The 25,580-nt window shown below is 59.2% G+C and carries 18 protein-coding genes and 1 pseudogene; 16 read left to right on the forward strand and 3 right to left on the reverse strand.

The genetic code is table 11. The features are described from left to right. The first annotated feature begins 102 nt into the window (after window positions 1-102). The 5 genes from F3W81_RS16780 to F3W81_RS16800 are packed head-to-tail and all read left to right on the forward strand — an operon-like array spanning window position 103 to window position 6,188. The gene (locus F3W81_RS16780; protein WP_193080409.1) at window positions 103-570 is read left to right on the forward strand and encodes a tripartite tricarboxylate transporter TctB family protein; all 468 of its coding nucleotides are present in this window, start codon (window positions 103-105) and stop codon (window positions 568-570) included. Continuing rightward, entirely contained in the window at window positions 567-2,111 is a 1,545-nt protein-coding gene (locus F3W81_RS16785; protein ID WP_193080411.1) for a tripartite tricarboxylate transporter permease, read from the forward strand. Before F3W81_RS16780 ends, F3W81_RS16785 begins: the two co-directional genes overlap by 4 nt. Window positions 2,112-2,123: 12 nt before the next feature. Continuing rightward, entirely contained in the window at window positions 2,124-2,942 is an 819-nt protein-coding gene (locus tag F3W81_RS16790; RefSeq protein ID WP_193080412.1) for an SDR family oxidoreductase, read from the forward strand. A gap of 4 nt (window positions 2,943-2,946) precedes the next feature. Continuing rightward, window positions 2,947-4,611: an FGGY-family carbohydrate kinase gene (locus F3W81_RS16795; protein WP_193080414.1), complete on the forward strand. Its 1,665-nt coding sequence runs from the start codon at window positions 2,947-2,949 to the stop codon at window positions 4,609-4,611. Next, complete coding sequence (locus F3W81_RS16800) at window positions 4,608-6,188, forward strand: fucose isomerase (RefSeq protein ID WP_193080415.1); 1,581 nt, start codon at window positions 4,608-4,610, stop codon at window positions 6,186-6,188. The genes F3W81_RS16795 and F3W81_RS16800 overlap by 4 nt, the downstream gene beginning before the upstream one ends. A gap of 301 nt (window positions 6,189-6,489) precedes the next feature. On the opposite strand, the gene F3W81_RS20910 is transcribed toward F3W81_RS16800, so the two are convergent. Continuing rightward, window positions 6,490-6,969, reverse strand: a complete 480-nt coding sequence (locus F3W81_RS20910) for an Ada metal-binding domain-containing protein (RefSeq protein WP_226941989.1) — start codon at window positions 6,967-6,969, stop codon at window positions 6,490-6,492. A 96-nt stretch (window positions 6,970-7,065) separates the two neighbouring features. On the opposite strand from F3W81_RS20910, the pseudogene F3W81_RS20915 reads away from it, so the two are divergent. Together F3W81_RS20915 and F3W81_RS16810 are read left to right on the forward strand one after the other, a co-directional pair. Then, a pseudogene (locus F3W81_RS20915) lies at window positions 7,066-7,410 on the forward strand (ATP-binding protein); the annotation flags it as partial. A gap of 956 nt (window positions 7,411-8,366) precedes the next feature. Then, a complete protein-coding gene (locus F3W81_RS16810; protein WP_193080417.1) occupies window positions 8,367-8,933 on the forward strand; it encodes a hypothetical protein in 567 nt (188 codons plus the stop codon). Window positions 8,934-9,003: 70 nt separating this feature from the next. On the opposite strand, the gene F3W81_RS16815 is transcribed toward F3W81_RS16810, so the two are convergent. Both F3W81_RS16815 and F3W81_RS21085 read right to left on the reverse strand, forming a co-directional pair. Beyond that, window positions 9,004-10,761, reverse strand: coding sequence for a TniQ family protein (locus F3W81_RS16815; RefSeq protein ID WP_264298874.1), 1,758 nt, complete (start codon window positions 10,759-10,761; stop codon window positions 9,004-9,006). A 379-nt stretch (window positions 10,762-11,140) separates the two neighbouring features. After that, the gene (locus tag F3W81_RS21085) at window positions 11,141-11,428 is read right to left on the reverse strand and encodes a hypothetical protein (protein ID WP_319022268.1); all 288 of its coding nucleotides are present in this window, start codon (window positions 11,426-11,428) and stop codon (window positions 11,141-11,143) included. Here F3W81_RS21085 and F3W81_RS16825 point away from each other — a divergent pair. The 9 genes from F3W81_RS16825 (at window position 11,409) to F3W81_RS16865 (ending at window position 25,431) form a co-directional block, all read left to right on the forward strand. After that, complete coding sequence (locus F3W81_RS16825; RefSeq protein WP_193080421.1) at window positions 11,409-12,956, forward strand: DNA cytosine methyltransferase; 1,548 nt, start codon at window positions 11,409-11,411, stop codon at window positions 12,954-12,956. The genes F3W81_RS21085 and F3W81_RS16825 overlap by 20 nt on opposite strands. 69 nt (window positions 12,957-13,025) lie before the next feature. Further along, window positions 13,026-14,519, forward strand: coding sequence for an ATP-binding protein (locus F3W81_RS16830; RefSeq protein ID WP_193080423.1), 1,494 nt, complete (start codon window positions 13,026-13,028; stop codon window positions 14,517-14,519). Next, window positions 14,516-17,248 (forward strand): Z1 domain-containing protein, encoded by a 2,733-nt coding sequence (locus tag F3W81_RS16835; protein WP_193080424.1) that lies wholly within the window; start codon window positions 14,516-14,518, stop codon window positions 17,246-17,248. Before F3W81_RS16830 ends, F3W81_RS16835 begins: the two co-directional genes overlap by 4 nt. After that, entirely contained in the window at window positions 17,235-18,209 is a 975-nt protein-coding gene (locus tag F3W81_RS16840) for a PD-(D/E)XK motif protein (RefSeq protein WP_226941720.1), read from the forward strand. Before F3W81_RS16835 ends, F3W81_RS16840 begins: the two co-directional genes overlap by 14 nt. Further along, a complete protein-coding gene (locus tag F3W81_RS16845; RefSeq protein ID WP_193080426.1) occupies window positions 18,206-20,278 on the forward strand; it encodes an AIPR family protein in 2,073 nt (690 codons plus the stop codon). Before F3W81_RS16840 ends, F3W81_RS16845 begins: the two co-directional genes overlap by 4 nt. Window positions 20,279-20,463: 185 nt before the next feature. Continuing rightward, a complete protein-coding gene (locus tag F3W81_RS16850; protein WP_193080427.1) occupies window positions 20,464-21,054 on the forward strand; it encodes a transposase in 591 nt (196 codons plus the stop codon). 434 nt (window positions 21,055-21,488) lie between these two features. Next, on the forward strand, window positions 21,489-22,220 hold the full coding sequence (locus tag F3W81_RS16855; protein ID WP_193080428.1) for a hypothetical protein: 732 nt from the start codon (window positions 21,489-21,491) through the stop codon (window positions 22,218-22,220). Continuing rightward, window positions 22,220-24,469, forward strand: coding sequence for a DDE-type integrase/transposase/recombinase (locus F3W81_RS16860; protein WP_193080429.1), 2,250 nt, complete (start codon window positions 22,220-22,222; stop codon window positions 24,467-24,469). Before F3W81_RS16855 ends, F3W81_RS16860 begins: the two co-directional genes overlap by 1 nt. After that, complete coding sequence (locus tag F3W81_RS16865) at window positions 24,466-25,431, forward strand: ATP-binding protein (protein ID WP_193080431.1); 966 nt, start codon at window positions 24,466-24,468, stop codon at window positions 25,429-25,431. The genes F3W81_RS16860 and F3W81_RS16865 overlap by 4 nt, the downstream gene beginning before the upstream one ends. Window positions 25,432-25,580: the final 149 nt, after the last annotated feature.

Here is a 25,580-nt window from a genome sequence, read left to right on the forward strand (position 1 = left end):
GCACGCACCCTTCGGGCACGACCTGTCCCGAAAGCCTGCCGGCGCACGACCCGGCAGGCTGCACCAGCCCAAATCTCGCACGCCTAGGAAAGGATCCTGAACATGAGGATCGGAGACCGTCTCTTCGGCCCGCTGCTGGCCGTCTTCGGATTGCTGGTCATCTGGGGGGCCAATGGCCTGCCCAAAGTGCCGGGAGTCCGCTTCGGCGCCGACCTGCTGCCCATGGGTATCGGGATCGCGCTGGTTCTCTTCGGCGTGCTGATCCTGGTCGCCGGGTTGCGGGTTCCGGCGGCATTTCTCGACCTTGACGACTGGCAGGGTCGGGGGCGCGACGGCTTTGCTGCGCTCTGGGCTTTCGTCGGCCTTCTTCTCGGGATTGTTCTGTTCGACCCCCTGGGCTTTCCGCTGTTCGGTATCCTGTTCATGGCGATGATGATGGCGCTGATGGGCGCCCGCTGGCCGGTGATCGCGGTGGTCGCGCCCGGCTTCATCCTGCTGCTCTACTATGTTTTCTCCGGCTTGCTGCGCGTCGCGCTGCCCGCCGGACCGCTGGGGGCGATCCTACCATGACATTCGCAACCCTTGCCGAAGCCCTGACGCTTGTCTTTCAGCTTCAGGTGCTGCTGGCCATCCTTGGCGGCGCCGTCTACGGCCTGTTCATTGGCGCGCTGCCGGGCCTCACCGCTACCATGGCCACGGCCCTGCTGGTGCCGCTGACTTTCTATATGGCGCCTCTGCCGGCAATCGCGCTGATCGTGTCCTCCACGGCCATGGCGATCACCGCGGGCGACATCCCCGGTGCCCTGCTGCGTATCCCCGGCACGCCCGCCTCGGCCGCCTATACCGAGGAAAGCTATGCCATGACCCGCAATGGCGATGCCGTGCGGGCGCTGTCCATCGGCTTCTTCTTCTCGGCCACCGGTGGGTTGATCGGGGCCCTGGTACTGCTGATCACCGGGCCAGCTCTGGCACGCCTGTCGCTCAATTTCTCGAGCTTCGAGTTCTTCTGGCTCGCGCTTCTGGGCCTGCTGACCTGCGCGCTGGTCTCGGGGGCGAACCCTGTGAAGGGAGCCGTTTCGCTGGCGATCGGGCTGCTGATCGCGACCGTGGGCCTTGACGTGACCAGCGGCCAACCCCGGTTCACCTTCGGCTCTATCGAGCTTTCGGGCGGTATCAGCTTCATACCGGTGATGATCGGCATGTTCGCCTTTTCCGAGATCCTGCGCGGCCTCTCCAACGCCAGCACGGGCGACCTGCCCAAGGCCAGCGCCGAGAGCGGTAAACAGAGACCTTATCAGGGCATCTGGCCCCTGCTGAAGACATACCCCTTCAGCCTGCTGCGCGGCACCGCCATCGGTTCATCCCTCGGGGCGCTGCCCGGCGTGGGCGGAGACCTTGCGGCCTGGATCGCCTATGGCATCTCGGCGCGCTTTTCTAAGACGCCAGAGAAGTTCGGCAAGGGCCACCCCGAAGGCCTGATCGAGGCGACATCGGCCAATAACGCCGGTTTATCCTCGGCCTGGATCCCGGCGCTGGTCTTCGGCATCCCCGGTGACGCCGTTACGGCCATTGCGGTCGGTGTGCTCTACATGAAGGGTGTGGCCCCCGGTCCGCGGCTTTTCGTTGAGAACCCGACGATGCCGACCGCGATCATCATGAGCTTCTTCGTCGCCAACCTGCTGCTGTTCCCGCTCGGCTACGTGGCGATCCGCTGTGCCCGGATGGTGCTGGCCGTGCCGCGCAACGTCATCGTACCGATGATCCTCGTCTGCTGCTTCCTTGGCTCCTATGCAATCAACAACACGCTGTTCGGGGTCGGCATCATGCTGGTCGCGGGGCTCATCGGCTACGTGATGGAGCGCAACGATTTTCCCATCGCCCCTGTGATCCTGGGGCTGGTTCTGGGCCCGGTACTGGAGCGGAATTTCATCATGTCGATGCAGATCTCGCGCGGCAACCTGATGGGCTTTTTCGACCGGCCTGTGGCCTGCGTCCTTGGCATCTTCGTGATCGGAATGATCGCGCTGACCATCTTCAACTCCCTGCGCAAGCTGGCACGCTCCTCCGATGGTGGTGGTGGCGGCGACGCGCAGAATGCATTCAAACCGTAAGAGGACCCTATCATGATCGATTTCTTCTCCGTCGAGGGCAAGGTGGCTATCGTCACGGGCGGCCTGGGACAGCTTGGCAGCCAGTTCACCAAGCAACTGGCCGAGAACGGCGCCAAGGTTGCGATCTTCGCGCGGCGCGACCGCACGAAGGACGAGGTCGAGGCTCAGTTTCCCGGCCTGTCCGACCGGATCCGCGTTTACAGGTCCGATGTCCGCGACAAGGACAGCCTGATCGAGGCCACCGACCGCGTGATTGCCGACTGGGACACGCCGCACATCCTGATCAACAACGCCGGTATTGATTCCAAACCCGATGGCGACGCGGACCAGAATGCGCCGTTCGAGGTCTACCCGAAGAAATACTGGGACGATGTGATCGAGACGAACCTGACCGGCTGCATGCTGTGCTCGCAGGTGATCGGAACGAAGATGTCCGAGGCCGGGCGCGGCTCGATCATCATGGTCGGCTCGATGTACGGCATGGTCTCGCCCAATCAGGCGCTTTATTCCTACCGCGAGGAACGCGACGGCAAGCCCTTCATCAAGGCGATTTCCTACGCGGCGTCGAAGTCCGGCCTGCTGAACATGACCCGTTATCTGGCTACCTATTGGGCCAAGAAGGGCGTGCGGGTGAACCTTGTCACCTTCGGCGGCGTCAAGACCGGCTCCTTCGACAAGGAATTCATCGAGGCCTTCCTAGAACGCGTTCCCATGGGCCGTCAGGCGGAGCTCGAGGAGTTCGGTCCCATCGTGCAGTTCCTCGGCTCTGATGCCTCGAGCTACATGACCGGGGCGAACCTCGTGCTCGACGGCGGCTTTACCAGTTGGTGATGCGATGACCCATTACATAGGCATCGATGTCGGAACCGGATCGGCGCGCGCTGGCGTCTTCGACGGCGTGGGGACCCTTCTGGGTGCCTGCAGCGCCGAGATATCTACCGTCCGGCCGCAGCCCGATTTCGCGCAGCAATCCAGCGCGGAGATATGGGTCGCCGTCTGTAGCTCTGTCCGCGCCGCATTGGCACAGGCGGAGGTCTCTGCGTCGTCTGTGCGCGGCCTTGGCTTCGACGCCACATGCTCGCTTGTGGTGAGTGACGCGCAAGGCGGTCCTGTTTCCATCGATACCCAAGGGAGGGCGGGGCAGGATGTCATGCTTTGGATGGATCATCGCGCGATGTCAGATGCAGACGAGATCAACGCCATTGGCGGGGCTCCTCTGGCCCATGTTGGCGGGCGCATCTCGCCAGAGATGGAGCTTCCCAAGCTGCGCTGGCTCAAGAGGGAGCTGCCTCAGTCCTGGGCGCGGGCGGCGCAGTTCTGGGATCTGCCGGACTGGTTGGTACACCGCGCCACCGGCGGGCAAACGCGCTCGCTTTGCTCGACCGTCTGCAAGTGGACCTATCTTGGACACAAGGGAACGGCAGGCGAGGGTTGGGATAATGATTTCCTGACTGCCATCGGCTTGCAGGAACTGACCCGTGACAATCATGCCGCCATCGGTGCTGAACTGGCCGCCCCCGGTGCCTTCTGTGGCGGGCTGACAGAGCAGGCTGCGACTGAGCTGGGCTTGCGGGCAGGCACTGCCGTTGCCGCGTCGATGATCGATGCCCATGCAGGGGCGCTTGGGACCTTGGGACTGGGGATTGAGAGCGGTCAGGCGCTGGAGACCCGCATGGCAGTGATCGCGGGCACTTCGACCTGCCATATCGCCGTCTCGTCGAAGTCGCGCTTCGTCCCGGGCGTCTGGGGGCCTTACCATGGTGCCGTGCTGCCAGAGCTCTGGGCCTTGGAAGGCGGCCAGTCTGCAGCGGGTGCGCTGATGGACGCGGTCGTCGCACGTCATGCGGCGTCAGACGAGCTTGTTCAGCAGGCCCGGGCCGAGGGCACACGGACCGCCACTCTGATCGAACAGCACCTGCACAATATGGCCGAAGAAACCGCGACGCTGACAGCCGACCGACACGTCTTGCCGGATTTCCATGGGAACCGTTCCCCGCTGGCCGAACCCTGGCGCAAAGGGGCGATCTCTGGCCTGACCCTCGCGAGCGGCACGGACGACCTTGCGCTCGATTACTTGGCGACAGTACAGGCGCTGGCGTACGGTACCCGCCACATCCTTGAGGCGATGCGTGCCGAAGGCGCACAAATCGATACCCTTGTGATGAGTGGCGGGCTTGCGCGAAACGCGCTCTATCTGCGGGAACATGCCGATGCCACGGGATGCAGCGTGCTGGTCCCGGACGGAAAAGAACCCGTCCTGCTGGGCTCGGCCATGCTGGGTGCCGTGGCTGCGGGCGACCTGCCAGACACGAAGGCAGCGATGGCGGTGATGTCTGGCGGTTTCCGCACGATCGCCCCTCGTGGCGGCCAGATCGCCACCTACCATGACCGCAAGTACAGCGTCATGCGCCGCATGCAAAATGACCATGCCGCGTACCGCGCCCTGATGGCCGAGCCTTGCGAGGAAAAAATGTCTCATACCGAAGGACCCCGTTCATGACGTCTATCTACCTTGTCGCCAGTGGCGACCTCCGCGAAAGCGCTAACCTGCAATGCTGGCCGACCCAGAAGGCAATGGAAGAAAAACTGGGCGAAGTCCTGACTTCGCTGGGTCATGACCTGAAGCGCGCTCACCCTGAGAAACCTTCGGGGCATGGCTTCATTGCAAGCCAGCGTGAGGGTATGGACGTCTTCGCCGAGCTGGACCCCAACGCCCCGCTGATCGTCGCTGAATCGGTCTGGCAGTACTCGCACCATGTCCTTCCCGGCCTGACCACCCATCGCGGGCCGATCCTGACGCTTGCCAACTGGTCCGGGCAGTGGCCCGGCCTTGTCGGCCTGCTCAACCTGAATGGTTCGCTCACAAAGGCTGGTGTTCCCTATGCCTCGCTCTGGAGTGAGGATTTCGGGGATGAGTTCTTCCTGAACGGCCTGAAAGAATGGCTGAAAACCGGCACCATTTTCCACGATCTCTCGCATGTCCGCGCCTTTGACAGCGCAACGGAAGATGGTGATCTGGTCGCTGAGATCGTGAACGATCTCAAAACACGCAAGACGATCCTTGGGGTGTTCGACGAGGGATGCATGGGCATGTATAATGCCATCATTCCGGACGAGCTGCTGATGCCGATGGGGGTCTTCAAGGAGCGGCTGTCGCAGTCGGCGCTTTACCACGCGACAAAACAGGTGCCCGAGGCCGAGGCACGCGCCATTTACGACTGGATGCTGGCCAAGGGCATGACCTTCCATCTTGGCGAGGATCCCGCGACGGAACTGACCGAGGACCAGGTCATCGACCAGTGCCGGATGTACATTGCCGCAGTCCGTCTGGCGGATACGTTTGGATGCGAGGCGATCGGTATCCAGTACCAGCAGGGTCTGAAAGATCTGCTGCCCGCATCAGACCTGGTGGAGGGGATGCTGAACAACGACGACCGCCCCGAGGTCCGTCGAGCCGACGGGTCTGTCATCCGCGAGGACGAGGCCATCGTGCATTTCAACGAAGTTGACGAATGCGCCGCCCTCGATGGCATCCTGACCAATCGCATCCATCGCGCTCTTGGCCAGCCGGTCGAGACGACCCTGCACGATCTGCGGTGGGGAGGGCCGGACGCGAGTGGCGATACGGATGATTTCATCTGGGTCTTCGAGATATCCGGTGCCGCTCCGCCGGCGCACCATGTGGGCGGCTGGGCCGGATCGGAGAGCCTGCGTCAGCCTGCCATGTTCTTTCCCGCCGGGGGCGGTACGTTGAAGGGCTATGCAAAGCCGGGAGACATCGTCTGGAGCCGGATCTTCCTGGAGGGTGGCCGTCTGCATATGGATCTCGGCCGTGGCCGCGCGGTGGCTCTTTCACCCGAGGAGCAGGATCGCCGGGCGCGGGCCACGAATTACGAATGGCCGATCATGAATGCCGTCCTGACCGGGATAAGCCGTGACCAGATGATGGCGCGTCACAAGGCAAATCACATCCAGGTCGTCTATGCCCATTCGGCAGCTGAGGCCGACCGCGCGATGGCTGCTAAGGCAGCGCTCGCTCAGGCTCTTGGCATGACGGTCTCGCTCTGCGGAATCTGAAGACAGGTTCTGAAGTCCTCCGCCTGCCAGCTGAGCAGGCGGAAGAAGAGACATTGCGCCCCCTCGCGGCAATTGGGGCGCAAAAAGGCGCAAGAAGCGGTCAGGCATAATACGACCGGGGAGACCTGCGGAGCAGTCGAGTGTCATGTGGTGCTTGGTGAGCGATTTCGACGAAGGGTGTCAAACAGCAGACCGTAATGGTCGACGAGTAGCGGGAACGAAGCACACTCGCGTCAGGTCATCCGGACCTTTCGATCGGTCAGGAGTGCGCGCTGCCACAGATCCCGCGGTCGTCGTTCTACTACACGCCGCAGGGTGAGACGGAGCAGAACCTCGCGCTGATGCGGCTGATCGACGTGCAATTGCTAGACACGCCGTTCTTTGGTGTCCGCCAGATGACGTGGCACCTAACAGTTTCCGCCACCTGCGTCGGAGTGGCCCCAGCGTGTCTGGCCAAGAGCCGTGACAAATGCCGCCAAGCTATCCCGAGCGAAGCCGCCAGTTCCTCCACACTTCTCGAATCTAAAAATGCGGCCTCAATGAGGCGCATGGCCCGACCCACTGTCGTCTCGGTGCCTTGCCACGCGGGGCTACCCGGAGCCGTTTCAGGGCGACAACGTAAGCAGGGCCTGAAGCCTGCGCGTTCCGCCGCTGCAGCGGTTGGATAGAAAGTGACATTGGCCGACTTCGCCGGACGAACGGGGCAGACGGGACGACAATAAATCTTCGTAGATCGAACCCCCGAGAAGAAAAGCCCATCAAACCATGGGTCGCGTGCCAGTCATGCCTTGTCGCATGTTTCGGGATCGGGAAACGAGATCGGTACTTCTTCCATGGTCAATCTTCGCTCGAATGGTTGGGGTCGGTCTAGCTGAAATCAGGCAAGGCCGGGCAGATCGCGGAAGCCATGACCAAGCTAGACCTCGTGATCCTCGACGAGTTCGGATACCTGCCGTTCAGCGCCTCAGGTGTGGCGCTGCCCTTCCACCTGCTCAGCAAACTTTACGAGCGCACCAGCGTCGTGATCACCACCAACCTTAGCTTCAGCGAATGGGCCACGGTATTTGGCAACGCCAAGATGGCAACCGCGTTGCTCGATCGCCTGACCCACCGCTGTCGCATCCTTGAAACTGGAAATGACAGCTTCCGCTTCAAAGCAAGCTCAGCTGCGGCATCTGCCGCAAAGAAAAAGGAGACAACACATAGCTTGACCCCAGCATGAACCAAAATCCATAATCAGAGGTGGCTCACTTCCCGGTGAAAAACCGGCTCAGTTCTGAGTGAAAATCAACAACCAGCGATGCCAATGGTCCCTCACCCGGCCAGACCCGAGGAACCTTCACGATTGCTTGCCTTGCAACCTGAGTGGCGTACCGCAACACTGACAGACCGGGCGCTTCGCCTTCAGCTCCTCGAGCAGATGTAAAGGCGCACTTTCCACAAACCTCTTAACACGTTCGGGGTCAACACGGACACGCCGGACAGAATCCCGGTAGACTAACCAGCAATGGATGGCGCCCACGACGTTGATCAAAATACCAGCTATGCAGATCGACGGACCGATCATGCGCTTCCCTTTCTCACTGCGGATGCCGTCATACTGAGAGCATGCCTTAGGCAAAACACTCGCGGTAGCAGGTTTCAGAGTCAAGCTCGCGCCGTTCGTGGGGCGGTTGTTCCGAAACGTGCGGCTTGCGCCGCAGGTTAAGGGCCCTCTCACGTATTATCTGTGTCACGTATCCAACCCGCAGACCGCGCGCCCGGATGATATCTCCAGTGGTCGGGTCAGACATGCCAGCTAGGCATTCTAAGAGGGTCGTTTTCCCGCGCCCATTTGCGGCTTAAAACGCTCTTCTGGGGTATCAAGTTAGGTCATCTGAGGTGGCGGCTGTTGGACAGCCAGCGTGCTGAACGAGTGAGCCACTCCCATGGTTTTTTTGCGCGTGCAGCGAATGCCTGGTTTGGCGAAGCTGCACTGCGGCGGTCTACTGACGCGGTGAAGGTCCGGTCAGGGCCGATCGATGCGGTGGACACTGCCTAGTAAATCAGGGCTGTGCTCCATAGGTAATGACAAGATCGTAATGTCCCCCACACGCTCCGACGTCCCTGGCAGATCCCGTTTTCAAGTCTGGGGTCGTGTGCTTTAGTCTGCCGCGAAGCCTTGAAAGGAATACCGGCATGGTCGACAACAAGAAGACATCCGCAGAGGCCCTAAACAGGCATGTCGCAATGGCCATGCAGCGCATAGCCGCAAGTCAGGACGCGAAGTCCCTTCGCAATCTGTACGAGAATATCCAGCGCCATCCGGATCTCGACGACATCCGCAAGGAAGAGCTGACAGAAGCCGTCATGCAACGCATGAGGGTAGTGTCACCTGCATTGGCGACTCGCCTCGGCGGCGCCAAGGATTCGCTAGGCCGGGAATATCTGCAGTCTGTATTCGACCGGGTTTCCGATCGCTTCGATCTTTCCGGAAACAAGGTCGGGCAGGGAGTGAAGACCGGCGGTTTCATGATAAACGGAACTAGGCACGTTGATGTCTACCTCTCCTACAAGACATCTGACAGGCGAAACCTTGGTTTCGCGTGGATCCAGGAGACCGTGGAAAGCGAACCGTTTCTCGAACTAAAACTGAGAGATCTTGGTGATAGCGGCGCAGCAGAAGCTCCGAGGGAAACCCTCACCGACAAGGAGTTGGCTGCAGCTAGGTTCGAAGAGGAATTGGAGCGCCTGCTTGGGCAGTAGTTCTGATTCCGCAGGCCCCGTGGATTATCCACTGCAGGGTTTTTCACGGGCGTTCATACAACAGATCGATCTACAATAATGCTCCTCGGACATCATCCAAAAGGTAAATTGGGCCGAAATCCTGGCCGTCTGGCGCGAAGCGGTAAACGCCTACTTCCCGAAGCCTCCGTGTCAGCACCCGGCCATCCATCTTCTTGCGCATCGACAACAATTTGAGCGTTGTGAACTTTGCGTGGAACGCCGCAATGTCGGCGTCTGTCACATAGAGCCCGTTCCGGCGTGTCGCCGGATTGAACAACTCGGTTGCCGAGATGTGACCGGCATTGAAAAGGGCAGGCATAGCACCGTTCTCATTTAGTCCGACCTCTCGTGCAAACACACCGAGGGTTTTGACGTCCGGTTTGTCTCCGCGCAGCTTGTTCATGTCGCTCCACAGCACATACAAAGATGTATATCCGACTAGACCCGGGTGTCGCCCGACTTGGACCAGACCCTTCCGCGCCGCATAAATGGCTTGCTTGATATCAACGCGTGCGCGTCCGGCAGCAACGCCCAGAGGCAGCCAGTTCGCGTCATCGACGTCGACCGTGATGGCATCTTTGGTAAGTTCATCAAGCAGAGCGTCGGCATCGGCGGTATCCCATTGGAGTTTCGAGACTGCTTGAGGAACTACCGGTTGAATGACGTTCTGACGTATGAGGATCTCGAATTGACTGGATGATACGCCTAATCGTTTTCTCATCGCGGTTGCAATGACCAGGCGCTTGGCTTGTGCGATCGCCGGTCGAGCAAGCGTTGCATCAAAGGTCAGGCGGGCGTTATGGCGATCATCCCCGAAATCCACAATACCGACATGCTCCAGAATCTGCCTGGTGGTTGGTGCGGACCGCCCAATCTCTTTCGCTGCAGTCAGTACGGAATATAGCCGTGGCGTGGAGAGGGACGTCCCCAGAATGGTCTCGCCCGCGGGAATAGCCCAAGTCTTAAAAATGACTTCGCGCAGGATATCCCGATAAGGATCACATCTCGTGTCGTTCGCCATTTCTTGTGACAGCCAACGATAAAGCCGGCCGAACGCCTTCTGGGGACTGAATTGCGGTCCATCGACCTTGCCTGCAACGTCGAGCAATGTTTCGGTCAATGCATCAGGGCCCTGACGCGCGCAGTCAAACCCGACCTCGCGGGCCGACCGTTTGCTGTCTGACCCGCCCGGGATGAACTGGATTATCTCAGCACCCAAAAGTTGGCAGAACTTAGCAGCTGTATCGATGGGATGCGTCGAGAGCCACGTCAGATCTGTTCCTGATGAAAGGCGGTCATCCAGCCATAAATCATAGCTTGTGATCGGCTGGTGGGGCTGATCCAGCCTTCCTGTCACAACGTCATCGGTGATACTACGAAGGCACGTGGCAAAATCATAGCGTGTCAAGGGGGATGCGATGTTCCAGAGCGGAACGAGAGCCTGTCCATGGCGGAGGCACACCTCCACATATCTCAGCTGCCAGTCGCCTCGCATGACCATCTGGCCCTGTGGCGTTACCGTGGAAGAATCAATGTCTTCCCGGAGACAAGCGGGGCATCCTCTGACTACTGGATTGATCAGGGCGCGAGAGACGAAGTCCTCCTCTCTGAACCGGACCTGAACACTCGCCAAGGGCTGCGGTGACCAGGACAGCAATTCCTGAAGCGCCGGATCCTGGAGGCCAAACATTTCTGCGATGACTTTGGTCTGACGATCATCGAGGTTGATCAGCCTCTTGGTTGATAATCCGAGCTCATTGCAGAAGCCGGAAAGCGATAGGCCCCGAATACCTGCTGCGCGTGACACGAACGATACCACCCCCTCACGGGGTTGAGGCTCTGGTCTTATGGAGATTGAATTAGGCAGGGAGCCGCTCCAGATTAAAAGGGTAGATCAACGATGAACTAAGGCTCAAAGAAATATCAGGACTCAAGGTCGTTCTCGCCGATTTCAAAAATGGTCCTCTGTCGATCATCCATTCCGTCAGTTTTTCGTCGGCCGTCTGTATATTGGCCGGTTTCCTCAGTGCGCATTCCCATACGATAGCGATCCGCCATCCTTCTTTTGAAAGCGTTGCCAATACCGCCTGATCGCGCCGGACATAGGCAGTGAACTTGTCTGCCCAGAACTAAGCGCGTGTCTTTGGCTTGGACGCATATCGGCAGCATTCATGCTGATGCCAGAATCATCCATGCACAATTATTGCAACCCTGTGCTTTGGCAAAACCAGATTCGGTCGCCCGCTCACGGGCTTGACTTGAAGCCGGTAACGGAATCCTCGCGCGTGAAGGGCGCGGCGCGGCAACAGCTCAGGCCGGGTGTCCCTGCCGCATATTCCGGACATCATCCGGGACCGGGTCTCCTTGTTGACAATATCCGTCATTTGGCTCCTGGCATCGCCCGGCCCACTTGGTATACAAGCAAGCAATGGTTCATCCTGTGAGGTATCTGATTTGTCAGCCAAATTCGGCATTGTCGATCTGTTCGCCGGTCCAGGTGGGCTGGGAGAGGGGTTTTCTTGCCTCAAGGTGGGTGACCACACACCTTTTCACATCGGCATTTCGGTTGAAAAGGAAGCGTCAGCGCATCGGACGCTCAGGCTGCGGGCTTTTCTCCGGAAGTATGATGCCGAGCGCGGGAAGCTACCGCAAGCCTTCATCGACTTCCACGCAGGGTTGACCCAAGAACCGATATGGCACGAGGTTGACACACACGCGTGGTCACATGCTGAAGCCGAGGCGCGCTCTCTCGAGCTGGGTAAAGGGGATGCCAGCCGGGCTGTCGATGCTGCCATCACTGCGCTGCGCCGGGACTTTGACGATACGATCCTGATCGGAGGACCGCCCTGCCAAGCTTATTCTCTGGTCGGCCGTGCTCGCTCAAAAGGGAAGGTCGGCTATGTGCCCGAGCAGGATGAGCGACACTACCTATTCCGTGAATACATTAGCGTTCTCGACCGCCTGCGCCCGGCGGCCTTCGTCATGGAAAACGTCAAGGGCATGCTGTCCTCGACCATCGAAAGCCGTCTCGTATTCGAGATGCTGATGGAGGACCTTGCATCGCTCGGTACGGGTAAAGGCCACCATTACGAACTTAACGCGATCCATCTCCAAGATGGCGAGGCAAGCCTGCGCGAGGCGGTGAAGCCATCCGATTTCATCGTGCGGGCCGAGCGGTTCGGTGTGCCGCAGCGCCGTCACCGAGTCATCATCGTCGGGATCAGATCCGACCTTGCCAAGGGTGCAACCGGAGCAAAGATCCCGGTTTCCGATGTGGCCCGGACGGTCAATGATGTGATCGGAAATATCCCGATGCTCCGCAGTGGGATCAGCCGCGGGCGGGATGACCCGGACGAATGGCGGATTGTCGTTACCGATGCGGCGCGGCTATTGGCCAGACTGCATGGCGGTAAGGCGAATTCATCGATGAGGGATGCCTTCAAGGATGTCGCGAAACAGCTGAAGGCGGTGGGGCCGCGGGTGCGTTCGGCGTCAAGGCTGCCGGTTGGGTATGGCGGTTCCAGCGACGCGCTGCTGCAATGGCTGGAGCGGCCGGGTATGCGCGGGCTGGCGCAACATGAAACGCGCGGGCACATGGCCTCAGACCTTGGACGCTACATGTTCGCCGCCGTCTTCGGAGCTGCGAAAGGCTACAGCCCAAAGGCGGCTGATTTTCCGCAGCTCATCAGCCCGGACCACAAGAACTGGGACAGCGGTAAGTTCAACGACCGGTTTCGGGTCCAACTGGCAGCCGAGGCTTCCACGACAGTTACCAGCCACATCTCGAAGGATGGCCATTACTTCATTCACCCTGACCCCCTGCAATGCCGTAGCCTGACCGTCCGCGAGGCTGCGCGGATCCAGACCTTCCCCGACGACTATCTGTTTCTCGGTAACCGGACTCAGCAATACGTTCAGGTAGGGAATGCCGTACCACCATTCCTTGCCCGCCAGATCGCGGCTCTCGTCCACGCCTCAATTTCGAACAAGGGCAAACTATAGTCCTGAAAGCGTTGCAATATCGTGACCTGAACGCCATGCTACGGCAGGCATCAAGGCAAGAAGGATCACATGCAGGAAATTGTTTCGTCACGTCGCGCCGATGCAACTCCGCATGCCGCATCGCTGATCGAGGGTTTGAGGGATATTGGTTATTCCCTAGAGACCGCAATTTCTGATGTTATCGACAATTCGATAACGGCCCGAGCACGGCGAATTCGGATCGTCACAGAGACGTTCGCGGAGGCGCCCCATATCGCAATCCTCGATGATGGCGAGGGAATGACGGAAGAGGAATTAATTGCGGCCATGCGTCCTGGTAGTCGCAATCCCCTCGAAACACGAGACGACCCGGACCTTGGCCGTTTCGGTCTAGGCATGAAGAGCGCAAGTTTTTCTCAATGTCGTCGGCTGACCGTTGTGTCACGGAAGGGCGGCAGGACATCGGCGGCGGTCTGGGATCTGGATGAAGTCGCCGAGCGGAACGAATGGGCGGTGCGGTTGCCCGATGACATATCCGGGATTCCGGATGCCGAAAAGCTGGGCGAATCCGGAACCCTCGTTCTTTGGGAAAAGCTGGATCGTTTGTCGGGTGGATACGCTCACAACGCAGCAAAGCGAGCCGAGGTCATCAATCAGCGCATTGCCGAAACGGAGCGGCACCTTCGCCTCGTCTTTCATCGTTTCATGGAAGAAGCAAAACCGCTTTCGATCTCGCTGAATGGTCGGGTGCTTCCGCCACTTGATCCATTTGCCCGAAAGAACCCGGCCACCATTGCTGACCCAGAAGAACGGCTTTCGATGATCCGGGGTGATGTCGAAATCCAGAGTTTTACGTTGCCGCACCACAAACAGATGGGCAAGATGGATTGGGATGACATTGCTGGCCCTGAGGGACACTTGAAGTCACAGGGTTTCTACCTCTATCGCGGCAAGAGGCTGATCCTCTACGGAACGTGGTTCGGACTATGCCGCCAGTCAGAACTGACCAAGTTGTCGCGCGTCAGGATCGACATTCCCAACAGCATGGACGCCGATTGGAAGATCGATGTGAAGAAATCCTCGGCGCAGTTGCCGCCGATCGTCAAGGATCGTCTCAAGAGGGTTATCGAGCGCATTCAGGACGGATCGAAGCGCACCTACCGCAAGCGCGGCCAGAAGCTGGTCGATCATGAGCGGCTTCCGATGTGGAACCGCATCCAAGCTGATGGGCAGATCCGCTATCGACCGAATGCCGAGCATCCGGCCTTTTCGGATTTCGCCGAAAGCCTGCCACCGGACTTGCGACGCGGCTTTTACAACTGCATTGCACTCGTCGGTGCATCGCTTCCTGTAGAGACCCTGCATGCCGATATGGCCGGAACGGCGGAGGAAATTGTACCCGATCGGGTGGATGAGGATACTCTCGTTCAGGCCGTGCAGGCAACGTTGTCCGTACTCATGAGAAGCCGGAAGGATATCAAGGAAATCATTGCATTGATGAAAGACGTTGATCCGTTCCGTTCAGCCTGGGATGACACGCAGCGCATCATCGCGACGACACTGGAAGCGAGCGAGCAGCAATGACTCCACTTCTCAGCAGTCTCGAAGGCATGACCTCGATGTATATGGCCTCGCAGGCAGGACCACATACTGCACAGTCCATCCGGGACATCATCGCGCAGCTGCGGGACACGCCCATGTTTGTCGGCAAGATCGAGGATGCGGACGCCGAGGAGCTGGCTCGCCTGATCGAGGAGAAATATGGCATCAGCATGGGACTCGGGGCTATCGTGGATGCCGAAGATTTCAAGCCTTGGTTGCATGACGCGAGGATCAATGGGGAAATCAAAGACTTCTACTGGGGCCGCTATCGCAGGCTACTGGGCCTGAAAGGGCTGCCTAAGTCTGTGATCGACGGGACGGACGAGGTGACATACCGCGTGCTTGATCGCCTTGGTAACCCGAACAACCTGAACCCGTGGAGCCGCCGGGGTATGGTCGTGGGGCATGTCCAGAGCGGCAAGACCGCGAACTACACCGGCCTGATCTGCAAGGCGGCAGATGCCGGCTACCGGCTGATCGTGGTGATCGCGGGCATCCACAACAATCTGCGCAACCAGACTCAGGCGCGGATTGACGAAGGCTTCATCGGTCGCGATACCGGGCGTCTTGCCCACGCCAACAAGGCGCAACGACAGAAGATCATCGGCGTCGGGCAGTTCGATCAGCGCGAGTTCCCAGTCTCGCTGACCAACACGTTGCGCGATTTCAACAAGGCGACGGCAACGACCTTTACCGCACAGCTGAGCCAGATCAATGTTCCGGTCGTTCTGGTGATCAAGAAGAATTCCAGCACTTTGAAAAACCTGCTGGAATGGCTAAAGGAACATTCCGTTCACCAGAGCACGCAGATGGTCAGCCAGCCGATGCTGTTGATCGATGACGAGGCCGACAACGCCTCGATCAACACGGCCTATCAGCGGGACGAGGTGACACGTATTAACAGCCAGATCCGCGAGCTGCTGTCGCTGTTCCATCGCAGCTGCTACGTCGGCTATACAGCGACACCATTCGCCAACATCTTTATCGATCCGGACACCGATGACGAGGCCTTGAAACAGGACCTGTTTCCGCGGGATTTCATCATCGGGCTGGACGCACCCTCGAACTATTTCGGCGCGCAAAAGATCTTTCTCGACGCGCGGGATCAGCACATCCGGCTGATCGACGACAACGAGGATGTGATGCCGATGAAGCACAAGATCGACCATTCGGTCGATGTGATTCCGGGTAGCTTGGTAGAGGCTGTGCGCGCGTTTATTGTTGCCCGGGCGATCCGGAATGCCCGCGGTCAGCAGGCCGATCACGCGTCGATGCTGGTCAATGCTTCGCGGTTTACGGATGTACAGGGGCGGATTCGATCGCGGATTGCCGACATGGTGGCGCATATCCGTGACGCAGTTGCCGTAGATGCCGGAAAGGGTCCGGCTGCGCTTCGTAATCCCGAGATCGCGGCGCTGCACGCAACATGGAAACGGGAGTTTGCCGACGCCGAGGGGGCAGACTGGCCATCGGTGCAGGCGCGATTGCACGAGGTACTGGTGGCGGCCCGCGTGGTCGAGGTCAACGCCTCCAAGCGGGCCCAAGCGCTGGACTATGACCATGTGGGGGAACACGGGATCACGGTGGTCGCGGTCGGTGGCTTTTCGCTTTCACGGGGGCTGACCCTCGAAGGGCTGACGGTCAGCTACTTCCTGCGCAATTCGATGATGTACGACACGCTGATGCAGATGGGCCGTTGGTTCGGCTACCGGCCAGGGTACGAAGACCTTTGTCGGGTCTGGATGCCTGCAGATGGCGTCGGCTGGTACGCGCACATCCATGAGGCAATGGACGACCTTCAGATACAGCTGAAGCGGATGGAGCTTGCAAAAGCAACGCCGGCGCAATTTGGCCTCGCCGTGCGCAGCCACCCCGAGGCGCTGATCGTGACGGCGCGTAACAAGATGGGGACCGGGAAAGAGCTGCCGGTCAAGGTTGGGCTGGCCGAAAACCTGATCGAAACCACCCGGATCGTTCTGGACCATGTACAGCTTGATGCAAACCTTCGCGCGGGAGATGACCTATTGAACTCTGCCGCAAGCATGGGAGTGTCGCGCTCGGAACGGCCGAGGGGTTATCTACTCTCGGGGGTAGACGTTGAATTGATCAAGGACTTTCTTCGAAGATATCGAACGGAACCGGGCCTTCGCCCGGCAAACCCGCTCACGGATCCGAAGTTGATCAATGACTACATCGACGCGCGAGCTGCCGACGAATTGGCTAAATGGGACGTCTTCATCGCCAGCTCTACACGTAAGGATATGACCCCCCTACATTTTGCAGGGCTCGATATCGTGCCCTACGAACTTTCCGTCGATCCGGACATGGCAAGGGGCGACGTTCTTGCCTTCAGCGGTGCAAGCCGTCGGATTGGCTCTGCCGAGGACGAAACCGAAGGCCTGACCGCAACACAGATTGCCGATGCGCGTGAAGCGTTTCGCCTTTCCCGGCCAGATCAAAAACTGCCCAAGACCGTCAACCCGAGAATCTACCGGCAAGTGCCCGGTCGCCGCCCGTTGCTGATCCTCCGTCTCGTCAAGCCGAAACTGGACGATCCAGTCATGCCGTTAGGGGTGCTTGCGTGGGGCCTCTCGTTCCCGTCCAGTAGGATCGGTGGTGGCACCGTCGAATACGTCGTGAACACCATCCGCATGCGCGAGATGTTCGGCGAGGAAGAGATAGAACAGGAGGCGCTTGGTGATCCCGAATGACACACCTTGGTCCGGTCTCGAGGCGGGCAAGGTCGACACGCGCCGGGTCGATGCCGCGGCCCGATGGAACTGGTTCTGGGCCGTGATGCCTCGGGCAGATGCAACACTGGTTCTGCAGCTGAGTGACCTGCCACGTCCTGCCCCGGACCTGCCCAAGCTCAAGAGCCTCGAAATCCGTTTTCAGACCCTGCCGGGCGGCCCGATCCTGTACATCCGCCTGAAGGACAACGCCCAGATGGAGCTGTTCGAAACGCTTTGCCGCGACGTTATGGCGGCGGGGGAACTGGCTGAGACCGAATCCGAGGCCTTGGAGCGCGCTATCGGGCGCACTTTCCGTTGGCACTACCTTCTGCGCGGCGGCAAGCTGGAGGTCCTGTCGGAGGAGGCACAGAAGGGCCTGATCGGCGAGATCGAGGTTCTGAAGCTTTTGATCGCTGAGCTTGGGCCAAAGCCCGCACTTTCCGCATGGATGGGACCGTCTGGCGCGCCTAAGGATTTCGAGCTCAAGGCGGACTGCATCGAGGTCAAGGCCCGTCGCGGCGCGTCCCAGCCATTCGTTAAGATCACGAGCGAGCATCAGCTGGCCGATGTGCCTGATCGCCGCATCTGGCTGGCAGTGCTGGCCGTCGACAAGGTGCAGCCGCCGCATGGACGGACCCTGACTGAGCATGTAGACACTGTCACGAAGCTTCTGGAGCGCACCGAACCATCGTCGGTCATGGATTGGGAACTGCATTTAGCAGACGTAGGTTACGATGCCCTTCATGACTACTCGGCATGGCGCTGGATCGTTTCCGCACCCGAGTTTTTCGCGGTGACGGAGGACTTCCCTCGGATCGCCGCTCCGGTCCTGCTCGGCGTGTCCGGTGTAACCTTCGCGCTCGCGCTTTCAGCGTGTTCCCCATTCCTCAAGGCTTGGAATGATGTACGGGCTGGATTGATTGAAGGTGGGCAGGCATGAGTGAACTTCAGGAGTACCACAAGAATCTGATGGCCGATATCCGGCGCGAAGCCGATGCCAGCGGGATATTCCCGGTCGAGGCCTTCTTCGATCGAATGACCGAGCGCCTGACGGAAGCGGGCGAGCTCGAGGTGGCAGATCGTGCCTACTACCAGAGCGGCGAAGGGGGGCAGAGGCTCAGGGTTGACGGGTATGCGGGTGACCCTCGAGACAGCGCGGGAGTGTTGGGCCTGATCGTCTGCGACTTCATCGACAGTGAGGAGGTTCAGACCTTTGGAAAAGGCGATGTTCCGCCCATTCTGAACCCACTGATCCGTTTTCTGAAAAAGGCCCGGTCAGAAGATTTCCGCGATGCTCTGAACGAGGTTAGCCCCGCGTTTCAGGTCTCCGACCTGATCATCACGACGTGGTCACAGGTTACCAAGGTCAAGCTGATCCTCGTATCGAACCGCCAGTATATTGGACGGGACGATGCGGTGAAGCTGCAGGAGCTCGACGATGTGCCGGTGACCTGGTCGGTTTGGGATCTGGCGCGTTTCGAGCGGTTCGACCGTTCAGGTCAGGCCCTCGAAGATATGGTGATCGACTTCGCCGGGGACTTCGGTGGGCCCCTTCCAGCGCTAAAGGCCTCGCAGAAGGGCGCAGCGCTAGAAAGTTATCTCCTGATCGTACCTGGTGAGCAGCTTGCAGCGATATACGACCGCTGGGGCGCCCGTCTTCTCGAGGCCAATGTTCGTTCGTTTCTCCAAGCGCGAGCAAAAACCAACAAGGGAATCCAGAAGACGATCAAGGAAGAGCCGGAGCTGTTCTTTCCCTACAACAACGGGCTGTCTGCGACGGCGGATGATGTTGCCTGCGTGCGCACGGATGATGGTCTTGCGATTGCATCGATCAGCAACCTGCAGATCGTGAACGGCGCACAGACTACCGGTTCGATCCACACTGGGCTCAAGAGTGCCAAGGAACAGCTTCCACAGGTTTTCGTCCAGATGAAGTTGACCGTTGTCGCGCCCGACCGTTCCGAGGAGATCGTCCCGAAGATTTCCGAGTTCGCGAACACCCAGAACAAGGTGAACGCGGCGGATTTCTTCTCGAACCACCCGTTTCACATCCGGATCGAGCAGTTTTCGCGTAGCGTGATCTTTACGGCCCGAGACGGCGAGCGTCATGACAGCAAATGGTTCTATGAGCGGTCCCGCGGTCAGTTCATCAATGCGCGGGTTCGCTTGACGCCTGCCCAGCAGAAGAAATTCGACCTCGAGTTCCCCAAGTCTCAGCTCTTCATCAAGACTGACCTCGCGAAATTCGAGTACTCGGCCGCCGGGCATCCCCATATCGTTTCACGAGGCGCACAGAAAAATTTCGCCGAATTCGCCAAGGAGATCGGCGAGGCCTGGGCCAAGAGCGATGCTCGATACGATGAGCTCTGGTATCGACGCCTGATCGCCAAAGCAATTGTTTTCCGGAAGCTGGAAACCGAGGTGCCGAAACAGCCTTGGTACGAAGGCGGCTACCGCGCGAATATCGTTACCTACGCCATGGCGAAGGTCTTCCACGACGCCACCAGCGACAAGCAGGTTCTGGACGTTGACGCCATCTGGCGGCGTCAGGCTGCCCCGGCGCCCTTGCTGCGTGCGCTTCTCGTCGCTGCGGCAGAGGCGAACGACGTCATTACCCATCCACCGGCCGGGGTTCGTAACATGTCGGAGTGGGCCAAGCAGCAGGCATGCTGGAATGGATTGAAAGGCAGGAAGCTCGACTATGACGACGACTTCGCCAGCTGCCTCACGCTGGTCGAGAGCGTACGAACCGCAGTAAGGGACGCGCGGGCGAAGAAGGCCTTGACCGCCAGCATCAACGCTCAGACCGAGGTGGTCAAGCTCGGGGCCGAGTTCTGGGACAGGGTTATGGATTGGGGCAGAGCTGAACGGAAGTTGTCACCCAAGGACTTTCAGATCCTGCAGATCTGCGCCTCGATGCCGCGACGGATACCTTCGGACTTTCAGGCCACGCATGCAATGGACCTGCTGCAGAGGATGAAGGATCAGGGATATGAGGTTGTTGCATGATCCTGATCGGCCGGATCCGTTAGGTCCAGATTAGATCGGCCTCGGGCACTGGAGCACCGGAGGTGGCTTGCAACCTCCACCGTCCAAGTCGATCCGTGAAAATCTGGACCGGAAAGGATATCGGAAATTTCCGTTTGCGTTATGACCTCGCGCCATGACTTAACCTGTTCATTCGAACGAGGGGGATGTGCTATCGCCCCCTCATGACGCCAGACCTATTCCCAAACAAGACTCTGGAACGGATACACTGGATTTCACTGTATCTCGGCCTGCCCGATGCCGGTCTTGATGCCGCCTTTCCATCAGAGGCAGCCTGCGAGGCTCGGTTGTATCAGGTTCGGTGGCCAGATGGACCGGTATGTCCGGATTGCTTTCAGACGAATGTCCAATTTCTTGATCTGCGAAAAGTTCAGACCTGCCGGAAATGCAAGAAGCAGTTCAGCCTGACATCGGGAACGGATCTGCATGGCATCCACCGGGGCTTACGGTTCTATTTCGGGCTCGCCGAAGAGATCATCCAGTACCGGCAAAGAGGCGCGATGCCGACTTTGCGTGAGCTCCAGGACGATCATGGCATGGCCTATGCGACTGCCATCCGGCTCCGGAGCAAACTGACCAAAGACTTGGCAAAGTTCCATGGCGGCCTGCTTGGGCGCTGCATCTGCATCGATTTTCCAAACCTCCCCCCAGATATGGTGTTCGGGAGCGAAAGCCATCTGCTGCATCTCGAAGGCGAAATGCAGCGGCGGCGCTGGCAATCGGTCGGAATTGAGTAAAGTAGATACTCTGTCCACACCTCAGCGCTCCCCCAAGCTTTCATTCGCAAAAGCCGAAACCTAAATCCTCATCACAAGGCGCAAACAGAGCTGGGCCAACTGATGAGATGACAGCCATCACGGACGTTAACATGGCGATCGGGCGTGCGAGTTTTGAGGAGGGAATAGAAAGCTAATGTGCTGTAATAAAATAATAATTGACTCGAATCGCATGGGGCTGAACGGTCCCGCCGAACCGCACCGCGCGGGTTGGAGAACATTGAAAACCGCGTTCCGCATCGCCATGCGCACCTGAACATGCACCGCTAGAAGAGGGCTGTTGGCCGCATAATCTTGCCTAGGAAGGACTTCAGAGAGTTCAGGCAACCGCGATCAAAACCCGGAAATCTTAACTCAAGACCTCACTCGCATGAGCGGATGAGAACGGAGACGTCATGCCATATCCTCTTGAATGGGACACATCGACAGGAAAGCAGAAAAAGCTTCCCGCGCTGAAAGTGAATCCGATCCACGGTGTCCTGCCCTATGACGGCTACCGTAATCCGCTGACCCGCAGCAGCTCGGCCTCCCGCGTCTCCATGACGTTCGCCACGCCAGCAACGAAGGGACAGCGCAAGGTCTATCACTTCGATGGTCAGCGGGAGATGGCGGTTGGTATCGAGGCGATTCTGACGCCCGAACTTTACGGGCTTGAGGTTCAGCTTCCGCCCATCTTCTATCCGTACGGCAAGAAGAAACCCAACGAACATAGCTTCGATCTGCGCATCACGTTCAGTGATGGCTTCAGGCGTGCGGTCTTCGTGCGCAATGGCACAAGCCTAGCGCGGCAAAAGACCCAGGACGAAATCACGGCGATCTTCGCCGCAACCCCAGCTTCGTTCGCGGACGACATTATCGTCGTGAACGGCGATCACTACACGCGCGCTTACCGGGACAATTTGCTCCGGATCTACAAGTCGACCTTGGCAGCCGACGAAGATGCCGACCGGCACGTCCTCGACCGTGCCCTGACCTGCCACTATTGGCTCATGCGCGAATTGCTGGTGCAATGCGATGTCGCCTGGGGCCGGGCATTGAATTCGGTTCTGCGTCTCGTGGGTCAGGGCGCGATCAAGGCGAACTGGAACACCGTCATCAGTGAATACTCCCGGATCTGGGTCGCCTGATGTCCGCCAAGGCGACATACAGGATCCCGCAAGGGTCGGAGTTGGTGCTTGAACGTCGCCGCTGGCGCGTGGTTGGCAAGGATCCCGAAGGGTATGCCGTCGAGGGGATCGACGATGGCGAGTGCATCGTACTGCCGTTCCGGCGCGTCACCGAGGCCCTGACTGTCGGTGACGGCGAAGTCATCACGCCCGTGATGGCCGAGACCCGCCGGAAGCTTCTGGACTACACGGGCGGCCTTGAAAAACTGGCTCATTTGCCCGCGCCCGAGCAGCGCGATGTGCGCGCACGACTGGGGCTGATCCATGCGATGGATGCCCTTGAAGCGGAGGGCAGAAAGCTTACCCAGCGGCATCTTGCCCGGCGTGATGTCCGGCAGCGTCTTCGCGAAATGGCAAAGGTGCTCACCAATGACCCGAAACTTTTTCATGACGTCCACATCGGCAGTGCCAAGCGCCCGCACTCATTGCCAACAGGTCGCGTCCTTCAGGAAATGCGCAACACCTTTATCAGTTTTGGTCGCGAACCGATCGTGCTGGCACGCCGTCATCATCTGAAAGGTCCGCCAGAAGATCAAAGGCGGCGGATGTGTGCGACGCAGGAAAGGTTCATTGCCTATGTTGCCAACCTGTATCTAAGTACGCAGCAACCGGAAATCGGGCCTCTTTACGAGAACGGAAAGGCAGCGTTCGAGCTTTCGGAGCAGGATATCCTCAGGGGCGTAAAACTTCCTTCTGTGACGACGATCCGGACGCGCATTCGAGAGTTGCCTCGCCCGCTGGTGGAAGCAGGGCGGAACGGCAAACGACACGCGCAGAACAAGTATGGCGCCGGATCGACGGACATTCGCGCCCTGAAATACGGTGAGACGTGCCCGACCGATCAGTACCTCATGTCGATCTTCACGAATTCAAAAGGCGAGATCTTCGTCAAGAAGATCGACCCTGCGAAAGCAACTGAGCCCCTCGAGAAAGGGGAAATCAGGCGTCTGTGGCTGTTCTTGATGATCGATCTGGCGACCCGGCTGCCGCTGGCGTGGCTCCTGTCCGAGACGGCTGACGGTGATCATCAGAAGAAGCTGCTCCGGATGGCCCTGCGCGACAAGACCCGTGAAAAGGTCCGTTATGGCTGCAAGCACGATCCCGCACGCCCAGTGAGCTTGGCTCTGGTCAAGTCGGACAATGGCACGGCAGCCCGTAACGCGGAAGTTTATGCCAGTCAGCTCGGGCTCGGCACGTCGGTGATGACCGGCCGGGCATACAACTCGACCGACAACGCCTATGCAGAACGCCCCTTCGGGACTCTGCAGTGGAAGGTCCTTAACTTCCTGCCAGGCTATACCGGCAGCCGGCCAGGTGAGTTGAACGGATACGACGGTCAGAAGAAAGCTGTGATCACGTCCGACGCTCTGATGGGGATTATCACCCGCTACTTCGTAGACGAGTACCCGTACAACCCCCACAACGGCACGGGCATGTTCGGTGCGACGCCTTGGCAGAAATTCGAGGAAGTCAAAATGAGATCGGACGGGATTGATGCCCCGACACCCGATCTGGTCCGCCTGCACCTTGGTGAAGAGGTGCAGGCAACGGCGACATCGGAGGGCGTAAAGGTCTTCGGCATTCCGTACAACTGCTCGGAATTGCAAACTCTTGCGGCCAAGCGGCAAGTGAAATGCACCGTCATGCTGGACCCTGACGACCTGCGAAAGGTGACCATCCTGAATGCTGAATGGAAGGACGTTATCATCGCCGACCTGCAGATGACGACATTCGCCGATCTGACGCTGGATGAGGCCTTGGATGTCAAGCGTGCAGCCATCGAGGCAAACCCTGAATTGCGAGCATTGCATCAAAGACATCTTGAAGAGGCTCGTCGGCGTAGGGTTCGTGAGTCAGGCTTTTTTCCGGATTCGAACTTGCCTTCGTCGTACGTGCGGATCGACAAGCTTTGGAAAGACGCGGCTGACATGGCGAACGTCGAGGTCGTATCGATGAGCAGGTCGGTCACGACAGTGGAACCCGGGTCGATCATGGACCGCCCCGGTTTTACCGCGCCTCGTACTGACGTGGCGGCCCAGGATGAGATGTCTTCACCCGCCGCACAAGACGCCCTGCCCTCGGAAGCATCGCCACACCTCATCGAACCCGACGCGATGTCGACGGACGCGACGCTGCCGGAGGCGGCAACCGACGAAAAGATCACGATCACGAAACCCATGTTCAGTCCCATCACGGAGAGTAAGGTATGAGCGAGTTCATCATCGAGGCCTACAGGGACGCAGCCGCTGACGCGGGCAGTCGGATCTATCCCCTGGTCCGTGCCGCTAAGCTGAAGTCGGACTTTGCCCGGGTGTTCAGCGCGCACTTGGGACACCTGATCAACGGCGACCGTTTCGAAACCCAAGGGCTTCTGGTGACGGGCCCTTCCGGGAGCGGCAAAACGACGGAGATCGGCGCCCTGATCCGCCGCTTCAATGACGACGCGATCATCCTGCCGGATGGGTCACGCGCGCGGTTTGCCGAATGCGTGCTGAAGGGCATCGGCACGTGGAAGGATCTCGGAAAGGCCACGGCGAACGCCCTCGGCTACCCGGTCAGCGCCAAGGCCAGACTGACGCAAAGCGATATCTGGGACATTGTGGTGCGCGAGGCCAAGCTGGCGGGCATCGTCGGTATCCACTTCGACGAAGCGCAGCACATTTTCCGGGCGAAGAGCGACGCTGACAGGCTGGCAGTCCTCGACTCGTTCAAGACCTTGATGAAGTCCCATGACTGGCCGCTGATCCTGATCTTTTCGGGGGTGCCTGAGCTCAATGGCTACATGAAGTCGGAGCCGCAGCTCTACCGCCTCCTGCACCGCATCCGCTTCAGCGACATCAGCGTCCCGGAGGACTATCAGACCATCCATGAAATCGTCGGCAGCTACGCGCTACGGGCCGGGGCCCAGGTGGACCAGGATCTGATGACACAGGACTTCTTCGACCGGCTTGTCGCCGCCTCGGCGTCGCGGTGGGGCCTGCTGCTGGAGGTTACCAAAGGTGCGGTCGCCGTTTCACAGCATGCCGGCGCCGAGACCCTGACCCGGGATCACTTCGCGGATTGGTGGGTTTCCAAAACCGAATGCGCGCGGGTCGCCACGCCTTTCATGCATAGCGGCTACCTGACGCTGTACCGGAAAGACCACCCGTTCGTGAAAGCCCTCGACGACTGATACCAATCAGATCCGACCACCACGACACCATGACCCGCCTCTTCGAGGCGGTTTTTTTCATGGGCGAAGCCAGTTAAGAGACACTGAAAAAAGATCAAAAATAGTTTGCGCAGACTATACCTTTCTTGCGCAGGGTATTGCTTTCGATT

The sequence above is a fragment of the Pseudooceanicola spongiae genome, assembly GCF_014899185.1.
GTDB classification, from domain to species: Bacteria; Pseudomonadota; Alphaproteobacteria; order Rhodobacterales; family Rhodobacteraceae; genus Pseudooceanicola; species Pseudooceanicola spongiae.

Bases quoted from the DNA above. Each gene is read 5' to 3' on its own strand.
- F3W81_RS16780 (WP_193080409.1), top strand. From the start codon at position 103: ATGAGGATCGGAGACCGTCTCTTCGGCCCGCTGCTGGCCGTCTTCGGA.
- F3W81_RS16785 (WP_193080411.1), top strand. From the start codon at position 567: ATGACATTCGCAACCCTTGCCGAAGCCCTGACGCTTGTCTTTCAGCTT.
- F3W81_RS16790 (WP_193080412.1), top strand. From the start codon at position 2,124: ATGATCGATTTCTTCTCCGTCGAGGGCAAGGTGGCTATCGTCACGGGC.
- F3W81_RS16795 (WP_193080414.1), top strand. From the start codon at position 2,947: ATGACCCATTACATAGGCATCGATGTCGGAACCGGATCGGCGCGCGCT.
- F3W81_RS16800 (WP_193080415.1), top strand. From the start codon at position 4,608: ATGACGTCTATCTACCTTGTCGCCAGTGGCGACCTCCGCGAAAGCGCT.
- F3W81_RS16810 (WP_193080417.1), top strand. From the start codon at position 8,367: ATGGTCGACAACAAGAAGACATCCGCAGAGGCCCTAAACAGGCATGTC.
- F3W81_RS21085 (WP_319022268.1), bottom strand. From the start codon at position 11,428: ATGCCGAATTTGGCTGACAAATCAGATACCTCACAGGATGAACCATTG.
- F3W81_RS16830 (WP_193080423.1), top strand. From the start codon at position 13,026: ATGCAGGAAATTGTTTCGTCACGTCGCGCCGATGCAACTCCGCATGCC.
- F3W81_RS16835 (WP_193080424.1), top strand. From the start codon at position 14,516: ATGACTCCACTTCTCAGCAGTCTCGAAGGCATGACCTCGATGTATATG.
- F3W81_RS16845 (WP_193080426.1), top strand. From the start codon at position 18,206: ATGAGTGAACTTCAGGAGTACCACAAGAATCTGATGGCCGATATCCGG.
- F3W81_RS16850 (WP_193080427.1), top strand. From the start codon at position 20,464: ATGTGCTATCGCCCCCTCATGACGCCAGACCTATTCCCAAACAAGACT.
- F3W81_RS16855 (WP_193080428.1), top strand. From the start codon at position 21,489: ATGCCATATCCTCTTGAATGGGACACATCGACAGGAAAGCAGAAAAAG.
- F3W81_RS16860 (WP_193080429.1), top strand. From the start codon at position 22,220: ATGTCCGCCAAGGCGACATACAGGATCCCGCAAGGGTCGGAGTTGGTG.
- F3W81_RS16865 (WP_193080431.1), top strand. From the start codon at position 24,466: ATGAGCGAGTTCATCATCGAGGCCTACAGGGACGCAGCCGCTGACGCG.